The sequence below is a fragment of the Bacillus sp. SIMBA_031 genome (assembly GCF_046535225.1).
Lineage (GTDB): Bacteria > Bacillota > Bacilli > Bacillales > Bacillaceae > Bacillus > Bacillus velezensis.
The window spans coordinates 63,625-75,855 of sequence record NZ_JAWRXC010000009.1 but is presented as its reverse complement, the minus strand read 5'-3'; the positions used below and the strand labels follow the sequence as shown (position 1 = coordinate 75,855).

12 protein-coding genes and 3 pseudogenes are annotated in these 12,231 nt (G+C 38.9%); 6 read left to right on the top strand and 9 right to left on the bottom strand.

All coding sequences use genetic code 11. The features are described 5' to 3' along the window. Positions 1-64: 64 nt before the first annotated feature. On the bottom strand, positions 65-1,006 hold the full coding sequence (locus SB724_RS17750) for a cation diffusion facilitator family transporter (RefSeq protein ID WP_410572166.1): 942 nt from the start codon (positions 1,004-1,006) through the stop codon (positions 65-67). 192 nt (positions 1,007-1,198) lie between these two features. Here SB724_RS17750 and SB724_RS17745 point away from each other — a divergent pair. Next, a pseudogene (locus SB724_RS17745) lies at positions 1,199-1,625 on the top strand (VOC family protein). A 73-nt stretch (positions 1,626-1,698) separates the two neighbouring features. Here the strand turns inward: SB724_RS17745 and SB724_RS17740 are convergent. The 6 genes and pseudogenes from SB724_RS17740 to SB724_RS17715 all read right to left on the bottom strand — a co-directional run bounded on the left by SB724_RS17740 (position 1,699) and on the right by SB724_RS17715 (position 6,857). Next, complete coding sequence (locus SB724_RS17740; protein ID WP_061581811.1) at positions 1,699-3,045, bottom strand: FAD-binding oxidoreductase; 1,347 nt, start codon at positions 3,043-3,045, stop codon at positions 1,699-1,701. Positions 3,046-3,442: 397 nt separating this feature from the next. Next, positions 3,443-3,763 carry a hypothetical protein gene (locus SB724_RS17735; protein ID WP_410572164.1) on the bottom strand — a complete coding sequence of 107 codons (321 nt, stop codon included), beginning with the start codon at positions 3,761-3,763 and terminating at the stop codon, positions 3,443-3,445. Between the two features lie 481 nt (positions 3,764-4,244). Beyond that, positions 4,245-4,364 (bottom strand): annotated as a pseudogene (locus SB724_RS17730) (class D sortase); the annotation flags it as partial. 73 nt (positions 4,365-4,437) lie between these two features. Then, positions 4,438-4,893 carry a heme-degrading domain-containing protein gene (locus SB724_RS17725; protein ID WP_061581809.1) on the bottom strand — a complete coding sequence of 152 codons (456 nt, stop codon included), beginning with the start codon at positions 4,891-4,893 and terminating at the stop codon, positions 4,438-4,440. 14 nt (positions 4,894-4,907) lie between these two features. Then, positions 4,908-6,086 (bottom strand): MFS transporter, encoded by a 1,179-nt coding sequence (locus SB724_RS17720; RefSeq protein WP_061581808.1) that lies wholly within the window; start codon positions 6,084-6,086, stop codon positions 4,908-4,910. A gap of 39 nt (positions 6,087-6,125) precedes the next feature. After that, positions 6,126-6,857: an IclR family transcriptional regulator gene (locus tag SB724_RS17715; protein WP_061581807.1), complete on the bottom strand. Its 732-nt coding sequence runs from the start codon at positions 6,855-6,857 to the stop codon at positions 6,126-6,128. Positions 6,858-7,237: 380 nt separating this feature from the next. Between SB724_RS17715 and SB724_RS17710 the strand changes: the two genes are divergently transcribed. From SB724_RS17710 to SB724_RS17695, 4 genes and pseudogenes are all read left to right on the top strand, one after another. Then, positions 7,238-7,555, top strand: a complete 318-nt coding sequence (locus SB724_RS17710; protein ID WP_153014813.1) for an ArsR/SmtB family transcription factor — start codon at positions 7,238-7,240, stop codon at positions 7,553-7,555. Positions 7,556-7,791: 236 nt separating this feature from the next. Next, positions 7,792-9,192 carry an FAD-dependent oxidoreductase gene (locus tag SB724_RS17705; protein ID WP_410572160.1) on the top strand — a complete coding sequence of 467 codons (1,401 nt, stop codon included), beginning with the start codon at positions 7,792-7,794 and terminating at the stop codon, positions 9,190-9,192. Positions 9,193-9,273: 81 nt separating this feature from the next. Then, positions 9,274-9,480 carry a hypothetical protein gene (locus tag SB724_RS17700; RefSeq protein ID WP_061581805.1) on the top strand — a complete coding sequence of 69 codons (207 nt, stop codon included), beginning with the start codon at positions 9,274-9,276 and terminating at the stop codon, positions 9,478-9,480. Between the two features lie 290 nt (positions 9,481-9,770). Next, positions 9,771-9,878: pseudogene (locus SB724_RS17695) on the top strand (hypothetical protein); the annotation flags it as partial. Positions 9,879-10,047: 169 nt separating this feature from the next. Here the strand turns inward: SB724_RS17695 and SB724_RS17690 are convergent. Both SB724_RS17690 and SB724_RS17685 read right to left on the bottom strand, forming a co-directional pair. Then, entirely contained in the window at positions 10,048-10,413 is a 366-nt protein-coding gene (locus tag SB724_RS17690; protein WP_202729432.1) for a cupin domain-containing protein, read from the bottom strand. A 35-nt stretch (positions 10,414-10,448) separates the two neighbouring features. Then, entirely contained in the window at positions 10,449-10,925 is a 477-nt protein-coding gene (locus SB724_RS17685; RefSeq protein WP_202729431.1) for a DinB family protein, read from the bottom strand. 200 nt (positions 10,926-11,125) lie between these two features. On the opposite strand from SB724_RS17685, the gene cotR reads away from it, so the two are divergent. Continuing rightward, positions 11,126-12,091 carry a sporulation hydrolase CotR gene (cotR, locus tag SB724_RS17680; protein WP_410572157.1) on the top strand — a complete coding sequence of 322 codons (966 nt, stop codon included), beginning with the start codon at positions 11,126-11,128 and terminating at the stop codon, positions 12,089-12,091. Positions 12,092-12,231 lie beyond the last annotated feature (140 nt).

The following is a 12,231-nucleotide window of genomic DNA, read 5'->3' as shown; positions in this document are numbered from 1 at the left end:
TGAATCCCCCCCTCCGGTTTTATCTTAATTGTCAGAAGACAAAGTGAGTCCCCTATTTCCTCCTTTAATGATGATGATGGTCATGCGGATTCTCAGTTTGAGCCTGACAAAGAATCGTATTGTCGTGATTATACGCTGCTGTTTCCATTTGAATGGTTACATGTGTAATGCCTTTATCTCCAAGTTCATGTTCAATTTTGCGTAAAATACTTTCGCTTTCTGAAATGGTCAGTTGATCGTTAACAACAGCGTGGCAGGAAAGAGCATTCAATCCGCTTGTGATAGACCATATGTGCAAATCATGAATGCTTTGAATTCCTTCTGTCTCTTCAATTGTATGAATGATGTCAGTGACATCGATATTTTCCGGAGTTCCTTCCATTAATACATGAATGGAGTCTTTCGTCACATGGTAACCGCTTCTCAGAACAAGAATAGCCACTATGACACTGGCCGCTGGATCTGCCCAGCTCCACCCGAAGAAGATGATAAGGATCGCAGCCAGTATGGCACCTACAGATCCGAGCATGTCACTTATCACATGTAAGTAAGCCCCTCTTATGTTCAGGTTATTCTTTGTATCTCCGCCGTTCAGCATAATCCAAGCGACCAATATATTTACAGCTAACCCGATGATACTAATCGTCAGCATGCCGGTTGTTGCTACCTCCGGCGGATGAGAGAAACGTTTGATTGCTTCATAAATGATATAAAGGGAAATCAATATTAATGCAACACCATTTATCACAGCTGCAAGAATCTCAAATCGTTTGTAGCCGAATGTCTTATGATGACTTGCCTTTTTTTCGGCCAATTTAAAAGCAATCAGAGCAACCATTAATGAGATTGAATCACTCAGCATATGGCCTGCATCTGATAAAAGCGCTAAACTATTGGTTAAAAATCCGCCTATCGTTTCTATTATCATATAACCTGTAATCACGATAAAAGAGATCAATAAAACCTTCTTATTGGATCCGCCAGCGTGATTGTGATTGTGACCCATAAAAATCTCCTCCTTATCTCATACACTCCATTTATTATTTCTTTTCTTTTATGAAGCATTCTAACATGGACACAAAAATAACCATATATGATTATGTGCTCATATATGAATATATAGGTTCTTTACTGAAATGTCAAAATCTTTTCAATGAAAATGTCCAATACTTTATATTGCTCTTAATCAATGATTGCTATGAAGCCGCGGATTACAGCAATTACTTCAGGCGCAGACAATTTAGAAAAATCTCTTCACTTCTATCGGGATGGCTTGGGTCTGCCTACAGAAGGAATAGCCTGTACAGAATTTGAACATGGCGCAGCTGCTTTTTTTGACTTGCAAACGGGACTGAAACTTGCCCTTTGGGACCGCAAAAACATCGCACATGAATCAAACGTTACGTTCACTGCTCCAAGTACTGCGGAATTTACATGAGGACATAACGTCAGCAGTAAAGCTGAAGTCGATAAAGTCATGGAACAGGCAAAACAGGCAGGAGCAACGATAACTGATCCCGCTCATGATACTTTTTGGGGCGGATATGCCGTCACTTCCAAGACACCCCCCCGATGGACACTTATGGGAAATCGTTTGGAATCCGCACTGGGATGCAATTGAATAACCAAATTTAGCAACAATAAAAACACACCTGAATGTTCTGGTGTGTTTTTTATTTGTTTCCCAAAACGATCAAACTATTTATACGATGGCGGGATGCTTTGCGGAAAACGGAATACATTTTCGGGATCGTATTTCGCCTTTATTCTTTGAAGCCTTGCAAAGTTTGAGCCATAATATGCTTTTCCGAAGTTCTCGATATTTTGATCCGGAACATTCACATATGAACCTGTTACATATGGTTTCATCAGCTGACGCACTCTTTCAACTGATGCAAGATTCGAAGCTTCTTGTGATTTATTTTTCCAACTGGCCGTCCATTCCGTATAAAACAATGGCCGGCGCCAATAGAAGGCTGTTTCACTGCTTGGAACTCTGCTTATCGCGCCGCCCCAATTGATAAAAAAGAAATTGGTTTCTGTCCCGGTCGCTTTTTCTAAAAATTTTCTCATTACTGCAATAGGTTCTTCCGGCCAAAGATTGAGCGCCCACGCCGAGGAGAATTTAACACTCTGATCCGATCTGCCGGGAATCGGTTCGTCAGGATCTAAGAAATCTATACAATCCGGGTAGTATAGTGTTTTGATTACTGTTTGTGCCGGCGTTCCGGCATTTAATAAAGGTTTTAATAATTGAACCAGCTCTGGTTTTGAACCGAGGAACAATCCTTCCACATGGCACAAGCCATTTACTTTGCTGTAAATCTCAAGGTAGCATCCTAATCGTTCGTCTGTAAACGGCGCCCATTTTTGCCACGCTTTAAATACCGTTTCTAACTGTTCCCACGGCCAAATAATATTAAAGACGGTTGCGGTTTTAGGGGCACGGTGAACTTTGAACGTATATTGGGTGTTATATCCGAAATTGCCTCCCCCGCCGCCTCTGGAAGCCCACAGTAAATCTTCATTGCGGGATTGATTTGCTTGAATAATCCTGCCTTTGGCATCTACCATTTTCAGTGCGAGAAGGTTATCGCTTATCAGGCCGATCGATCGGGAAAGCACTCCAAATCCGCCTCCCATTGTGATTCCTCCGATTCCGACGGTTGGACTGTCTCCGAACGGGGCCATAAAACCTTCCCGAGCTAAACCTTTTACAAGCGGGCCGACGTGAATGCCGGTTTGAACGGTTGCTACCGCGTTTTTTTCATCTAAGAAAACTTTATTCATGTCACTCACATCAATAACAATCCCATCACTTACCGTGGAAAGATTTTTATCCAGAGCATGGCGGCCGCTTCTGACACGCATAGGCACATTCTTCTCACGAGCCCATTTAATAGCATTACTTACATCGTATGAATTTTGTGCAAAAACAAAGACAAGCGGACAGACATCAACATAAGGGTTCCAATTCTTAACCGCCTCTGTATAGCCGGGGTCCCCTTTGAAGATGACGCGTCCTGTTAACTGTGCTGATCCCATCTATTTCACTCCCAATAAGCATTTGATTCCGATACCAGTATATGTAGGAATTGGACAAATTCTTAGACAGATGTTCTGCAAACTTAAAAATAGACACATATACGCGAAGATGATATAAAAACAAAAAAAGACAAGAGCGGCAAGCTGCCGAAACTCTTGTCTCTCCTGCCTTTTATATCATGATAGGCACTTACATTTATTGGCGTGATATCCCGACTTAACTATGGAAGTCCATAGAAATTATGTTTGCCCTGCCATGCGCGGTTCTGATGAGACACCGGCTGAGCAATCTTTCTGCTTGACCCCCGACAAGAATCTTATTCTTTATCGTTTTTGCACCCCTGTACGGATAACATCAATACACATTGAATCTTATCTTTTACATGATGAAAAGCTCTTATTTTTTCTTCTTGTGCTTACGTTTGCAATCCTGTTTTTTCTCTTTCTTATGATGTTTTTTACATTTCGCTTTTGCTGCTAATTTTGCCGCTTTTACCTTTGCTTCTGCTGTTGCTCTTGCCGCTTCTGCTGCTCTGGCTCTTGCTTCTTCCGCTCTTGCTATTGCCTCTTCCGCTCTGGCTCTCGCTTCTGCTTCTCTTGCTGCTTCCGCTCTTGCTGCGTCGTCCGCCATATCAAAATCATGGCCAAGGTCACAGGCCTCGTTGTATGGCTTTTTCTTCTGGACGTACTGTTGATCGTCACCTTCGTTATAATACATTACGCCACTCCTTCTCTCATTTTTTAATCTCTACATACTATGTAAAGAAATAACTGCAGCTTGGACTGGTATTTTGATTAACCGACACATTTTTAGGGCAATTTTCATTTATCGATACAACAGATTCTGGATGACTGCATGATTTTAAGGCACTTTCTCTCAGTAAAAGTGAATACAAGATTACTGCTGCACCAAAGACTGCAAGCTCTTTATGGGATCGAAGAATGAAAATAACCTACAGAATTTTTCACTGTTTTTACTGGGAGCCCCGCTCAATGCAATACACACGTCCTGGATCAATATGGTTATAATATTTTAAAAGAGCATCCTGACAAGGTTGCTCCTTATCTTTTTTATAACAGAAACCAATACCTTTCCCTAAGAGCAACTTCAACAGTTAACACTTACATGGGTTTGTGTCCCGTAAGTAAAAAAGGCTGACGAAAATTTTCGTCAGCCTTTTTTTGATATTCTGATTTCCTCATATCCGTTTTGCATAAATGTTATATCGCTTTGGAGCGTTACCGAAATATGAAAAGGCGTAACAAGAAGTAAGAATGAGCTCCTCTTTGTTATGCTGCAGCGTAATAATAGACGTATCTGTTTAGTCTGCGATTTATGAAAAGCTTCCATATGACAGCTTAACCTTTAATTGATTTTCGTTCATTAACACCTTATTTTTTCAAGAAACGTTTTACTCCCTCGACAGCATAATCATGATCAAGTTGAGGGGTAAGCCCTGCTACTGTTACAGTTCCAATTACCCCTGCGCCTTTAATACGAATAGGGAACGAGCCGCCTACAGCTTGATAATCCGATGATTGAAGAAGAGAGCTTTCATCATGAGTCGTTCCTTGCTCGTCGAATCTTGCTCCAATATAATGTGAGCTTCGGTTGTAATGATCCACTGTGCGTTTTTTTCGATATAGCCAGAATACATTTTCTTCAGATGTACCATCCATTAAGTGGGTGAATAAAGGTACTCGATTACGTTCAATGTGGATAGCTACTGCTTTATTATTTTCTTTTGCATAATAAATTAATGTCATACCGAGATTTAAAGCATCTTCGTTTGTAAATGTTTCAAATTGTAATTCATTTTCTACGTTTTCCAGTTGTTGCAAGTTCATGAATAAACTCTCCCTTAAAATAATTTTTGTTTTTTATCTAATTTATAATTCAGTACGGATAGAAGAAATGCGAATGCTGCCATAATGGCACCAATCCATGCCGTATCCAAATACGTTAAATAGTCTACTGCTACTCCGCCTAAGGCAGATCCTCCAGCAATCCCTACATTAAAGGCTGATATATTTAATGCAGAGGCAATATCTTTTGCAGAAGGTACTAATTTTTCAGCAAGCGTTACAATGTACGCTTGAACTCCTGGAGACATCATAAATGCAAATAAACCTAACAGAATAATGGATAAGATACTTAATCTTTTACTAGGCAGTAGTACCATTTGTAATAAAAGTACGATTCCTTGAAATAAAAATACAAAACGTAACGATTTAACAGGATGCCGGTTTGCCATTTTCCCACCTGCTATGTTTCCAATTGCCACGGCAACCCCGTAAACTAAAAGTAACAATGAAATAGATCCTGATGAATACCCGCTAATTTCTTGGAGAATAGGAGCGAGATAGGTAAACAAAGCAAAGGTTCCGCCAAATCCTAGAGCAGTCATTAATAATGCCAGCAGAATACGTTGGTTTTTCACAAGTTTCCCTACATCTTTTAGAGTAGGAGGATTTGTTTGTCTGTTTACTTTATCAACGGCAAATATATTTACAATCAGCCCAATAATGCCGAGTACAGCTACCGCACCGAATGTAGCGCGCCAACCAAAGTGTTGTCCAATATAAGTCCCCATTGGAACACCTGCTATGGTTGCTACTGTTAACCCAGTAAACATAATTGAAATAGCTGTTCCTTTTTTGTTTTCTGGTACGATATCGGCAGCGACTGTAGCTGCAATTGCAAAAAATACCCCATGAGCGATAGCAGTAATAACTCGTGAGACCATTAATACTTCATATGTTTCAGCAATGGCTGACATTGCGTTACCTAATATGAAAACCATCATTAAGATGAGTAAAAAGCCTTTTTTAGGAATGCGCCCTGTAATAGCTGTTACAATCGGAGTTCCAACAGCTATTGCTACTGCATAACCAGAAATTAAAGCACCAGCTTTAGTTACAGAAATAGATAGATCATCAGCAACTGTTTGAAGTAAGCCTACAATGACGAACTCGGTTGTTCCAATGGCAAAAGCGCTAATGGCCAAAGAAAATAAGGCGATGTATACTTTTGTTGACATTTTTCACATTCCCCTCCTCAGCATTTATGATGTGTTCCATCAAAGCATTGTTGATATACGCGAACTACATTGAATAAGTTTCTTACTATAAGCCTTATCTAATTTTTTATTTAAACGAAATGCCGGACCAGATATCGCCACAGCTGAAACCACATTCCCCTCAAAAATAACCGGTACAGCGATACAGCGCAGGCCTAATTCTGTCTCTTCGTCATCTACTGCGTATCCTTGCTTACGAATGACCTTTAGGTGTTCTTTCAATAAATGCAAGTCCGCAAATGTATTTTTAGTTTTTTGCACTAATATCAATTCTTTAAGGACTCCTTCGAGTTTGTTTTTGTCCATAAAGGCTAATATGACTTTTCCCAGAGCGCTTAAGTGTACAGGAGCCCGGTCACCAACCTCTGAGTGTGCCCTCATAGAATGGGAGCCGTCAACAACTTGTGCTGTCACTACGTCCGTTCCATAAAGGATTCCAACATAGGCTGTTTCCCCAACTTCTCTGCTCAACTCATGTAAAGGTGGAACCGATAACCAATTTGCTTTTGAATTATAGGAAGTAGATAAAGATCCCACTTTATTAGTAAGACTGTAGGAATTATCAATTTTTTTGATATAGCCCATTATTTCAAGGGTATATAACAAACGAAAAGCTGTTGATTTATTAAATGAGAATGTTTGTATAACTTCACTAAGGGTCATACCTTTTTCTTGTAAAGCATCTAAAATTAGAAGTCCTTTTTTCAGTGTAGCTACTTCGTATTGCTTCAATGGATTCACCTCTCTCTCGTACGATGTTCATCATAAAATGTCGAGAAATAAAAATCAAAAAAAGAATAAAAGTTTCTATATTTAAAACAACACCTTAAATATAACGATTGTATTACGAAATGTTCATCTTTTAGATGTAGCATTCACAAAATATGAACGAATTATTTCCCTTGAAGGAATTATGAATAGCGGGATCTTTCAAAGAGATAATTGAGCGGAAGTTCCTGCAGGTATCGTTCGATAAGGAAAAATGGAATGATGCCTCAAGGAGGTTAGTATTTTTTATTAACACATCAATTTTTTTTGATTTAACAGTTGTAAAAAGATAAAAATGAGGATATACTGATAACATCAAAAAAAATTGATGTAAGGAGAATTTTATGAAACAGCTGCCTTTCTATAACGAAGTAATGGGTAATTCATTTTCTATATACGAAAAAAAATTCAAAGCATTAGCAGATGAGAAAAGGTTACATATTCTCTATGAGCTGTGCCAAAGTGGGGAACTGTGTGTTTGCGATATGACAGATCTTTTTAGCCTTTCACAGTCTAAACTTTCTTACCATCTAAAAATCTTGTTAGATGCAAACTTACTTCATAAAACAAAAAAAGGAACATGGAATTATTACAGTATTAATAAAGAGGAAGTAGATGCGCTGTTATCAGAACAATTATGTTGCATCTTCCGACCAATGTAATATTGAGCTTTCATAGCTCATATACATTTTTAACATATATATCAATTTTTTTTGATATATATTAAACCTAAACGAAGTGATTTAACTGTTAGTAAGAAGGGAGTAGGCTCTTATTGCAGGGAGACGTAAAAGGTGGTGAAGATAACCAGTTCTTTTTTTATAACTAATAAATCAATTTTTTTTGATATTCCAATTAACTAGAGCATTTCATTACTAAAAAACAAGGAGGATTTCTTATGAAACCTATTAATAATATTCCATTAAATACTGTGTCTTGTTGTTCAACAGAAACTAATTCTTCTCCAGTTAATATGAAAGAAGAAGTCAATAAAAACAGACATTTGCCTGTAGTCATTATCGGAGGAGGACCAATTGGATTAGCTGCTGCAGCACACTTAACAAAGCAAGGACAGCCTTTTATTTTATTAGAAGCTGGATCGCAAGTAGGAGCCAATATTTTAACATGGAAGCATATTCGTTTATTCTCTCCTTGGCGCTATAACATTGATAAGGCTGCACAGGCTCTTTTAGAACACCATGGATGGATATCTCCAAACTTAGAAACATTACCAACAGGAAAAGAGCTTGTAGAACAATACTTAGAGCCATTAGCAAATATTGCAGAAATTAAACCATATGTACTTGTAAATACCAAAGTCCTTTCCATTACACGTGAGGAAACAGATAAAATGAAAACGGCAGGCCGTGAGAATAAACCATTCATCGTCTATGCAGAAAAAGGCGGGGTGCTTCAAACATACAAAGCAAGAGCAATCTTAGATGCTTCAGGCACGTGGGGAAACCCTAACCCTGTCAATTCTAGTGGTGTATGGTTAAAAGATGAACAAGTACTGAAAGAGCATATCTTTTATGGCATTCCTAATGTATCAGAGAAAGAAAAGGATCGTTATGCTGATAAGCGTGTTGCCGTTGTGGGCAGCGGTCATTCAGCTATCAACGCTTTATTAGAGTTAGCCCAATTGCAAGAAACGTATCCGAAAACTGAAATTCTTTGGATTATGAGAAAACCAAAGGTCGAAGATGCATATGGCGGAGAAGAAAAGGATGCTCTTGCGGCAAGAGGAGCCCTTGGAAGCCGTATTCATCATCTTGTGGATTCTGGAAAAGTAGAGGTCATAACTCCATATAGAATTCACCATGTTACAGCCTCAGTGAATGGTATGAAGATGATAGGAAATCAAAATGAACAAGAGAAAATCCTTTCAAATATAGACGAAATCATCGTAAATGCAGGGAATCGTCCGGATTTTACAATCATTAGCGAATTGCGTACATCTATTGACTCCATTACAGAAAGTGTAAAAGACTTAGCTCCATTAATTGATCCTAACCTTCATAGCTGCGGCACGGTTCGTGCACATGGAGAAGAAGAGCTTCGTCAACCTGAGAAAGACTTTTACATTGTAGGAGCTAAGAGTTATGGACGTGCACCAACGTTTCTCATGGCAACGGGCTATGAGCAGGTGAGATCAATTTCGGCTGCTCTTGCAGGGGATTATGAATCCGCGAGAAGAGTAGAACTTGATTTACCTGAAACGGGTGTTTGTAGTATAAATCTACATCAAGAAAACTCATGTAGTACGGTAGTAACAGTTCAAACTGTGGTTGTTAAATAAGAGGTTAGAAAGGGAGTAATCATATTGTTTACTCCCTTTTTTTTAAAAAAGTATAGTTTAATCTGAAGGAGGATATAAATCATGACTATTAATCATGCAGGTACATTAAATAAAGAGTATTTTCTTTCATATATGAACCTGATTATGAATGCACATCAAAATACAGTCGATCAAGCGAAAGAACTAGCATTTCAACGGTTATTCGGAGCACAAACTAATAGCTTAGGCCGTAGATCTTATGAAAATTTCCTTTTAGCTTATAAAGAATTAAAAGGATCTGAAAAATGAGAGCTCAATAAAGAAGGTGGGGATGAGCATGTCTCCTTTAACAAGTCAGTCCTCTTCGTCATATATCATCACTTTGTTATTTTTAGGAAACTCCATGTTTATACATTGCATTGCCTATTTATTAAAGATGTGAAGTGCATAACTCGAAAGGATCAAAATATAGACCAACTATCAGGGGTAATCTTGAAAACACGCTTAGCATTGTCAATCCGCTTTTTCTCTGCCGTTGTCCCAGACTAATGTTTGTTTTCACTAGATGCATAACCATGAAGTGAAATTGTAAAACATGAAAAAAGCGCTTAGCGCACACTTCAATAAAAACAACAATTGATGTTTATGGTCACTTATTTCAGAATAAACAGAAAGTAACTCCTGACAAGTTGGATGAGCTATTTTAAGTGGAGTAAAAAGGAGTAAACTTCAGAAACAAAAAAGAACATAAAAAAACACCAGGGTTCTACAACCCTTGGTATCATTGAGATGAAGCCGGGAGGATTTAAACCTCCGCGGAGTTTTTTAACATCTGTAAGGTAATGATTATATTTTTGATCGTTTTTTTGAAACAGGCTAGACCCAGACATCATTTTCAGCTGTTTGATCAGTTATTTCCTGCCCGGTATTCACAACACCTTTAGGTTCTACAAGCAAAATGTTACACTCTGATTCTGCATAAGGTTTATGTTCAACATTTTTCGGAATGACAAACATTTCACCTTCATTTAATTTTACTTCTCCATCACGAAATTCAATGATTAAATTACCCTTAATGACAATGAAGACTTCATCTGTTTCGTCATGCTTATGCCAAACAAAATCCCCTTGTACCTTAACAAGTTTAAATTGATAATCATTCATTTCAGCGATTACTTTTGGAGACCATTGATCTTGGAACGCAGCTAATTTCTCTTGAAAATTAATCGGTCTATATTCCATTCTTTCCCCTTCCCGTGTAAAACTCAATCATTTAACTAGTCCCAAATTAAAGGCCTGTCCACTTCAGCAGTTCTGAGATAGTCTAAAAGCTGACCGGTATGTACGGACTCATGGTAAGCGATTCTTAATAACATGTCTCCTAGTTCGCGAATATATCCAACATCAGACCTGTCAATCTTTATATTTGTTAAATCTGTTTCGTTTAACGATTTGATGAATGTCAAAAACTCGGCCCGATACGGTTTTGCAAATTCTAATTCTTCGCTTACAGTGGTAAACATTTTTGATTCATAAGGATTAATAGTTTCCTCTGAAAACTCACTCATATTTTTCATTAAAATTTGATGATAAAGAAATTCCGCTTCTAATACATGTCTTATCATTTCCTCACACGACATTGCTTCGGAATCCGGGCGCCAGCCCATTTTTTCCTGAGGTATAGCTGTCCATAACTTGATGCTTCGCCGTCTTACTTCTTCAAAATTTAAAATAATAAGGTCAATCGTATTCAAGTGTTTTCCCCCTTTTATTTTTAAATAATTCTCCTTCTTCCCGGAAAAAACCTCTTTAAATAAAAAATATATTCTTTCCCACCCCGTTAGATTGATAAATTGAGCAATTTTTATGGTATGAGATATTCATTCATCCATACAATAGACTCTGGTTGAACATATACTGAATGATAGTTTTCATCAGAAAGGAGAAATCAGCTTTGGCAAAATATCGGATCATGACATTTGACGGGGGCGGTACCTTAGGTGCTTTAAGTTTACAACTATTGAACAGACTGGCTGAAGAAAATCCAGCATTAATAAGTCGAACCCATGTATTTGCGGGAAATTCAATCGGTTCATTTACTGCCCTTGCATTAGCAAGCGGAAGATCTCCGAAGGAAACACTTCAGTATTTTGAGGATGAAATCCTGCCCGCATTCAGCACTTCCCGGCCGGGCGGACCTGTTTTCAATCAACAATTACCATATTCCGGTTTTATTAAAGCGGTACGAAACTTTTTCCCGCCAGGCCTTCGTCTTAAAGATGTAAAAAAACGAATTGTTGTCCCTTCATTCAAATTATACTCCCCCGCACTGGATCGTTGGACGCCCGTATTATTTCACAACTTTCCCGGCTCTCCCTATTTAAATGAGAAAGTGAGTGATGTCATACTGCGGAGCAGCGGTGCTCCCGCGACGCAACGAGCCTATCAAAACTACGTGGACGGATATGTAGTGGCAACGAACCCCAGTACGGCCAGTATCGCGTTTGCGGTTGGTAAAGCCAACGTGCCACTGGATCAAATTGCGGCGCTATCCATCGGTACAGGTGAAGCCCCGACTCGGTTAAGAAGAGATACGAGGGGATGGGGAATGGTGAGTGCTGATAACATACGTCCCGAAAATCTGAAGAACCTTCCTCCAAATTGGGGAGTCCTTTTGGACAGGTCGCCTAATGAACCTTTACTGCCATTTCTTCAGATGATCTCCGGCGGAAATGGCTACTATGAATCCATGGTCAGCGCGAATCTGCTGGGAGATCGCTTTTTCCGGTTAGATCCGCGGATTCCTAACTTCTCCAAAACAGACCCTTCCGTGGTGCCCGCTGTCATTGAAATTGCGAACAAAACCAACTTACAGCCTGCGAATACATTTATAGAGAAAAACTGGAACGACAGCCACTAAGGAAATTCACATCTTAAAACAATGAACAAAAAATACCAAGGGACTCAAAACCCTTGGTATTTTTAATGCGGCTGAGAGGGTTTGGACCTTCATGGGGTATTTATACGCTGGGCATTCGATAAAGTGAAAGCTTATTACCG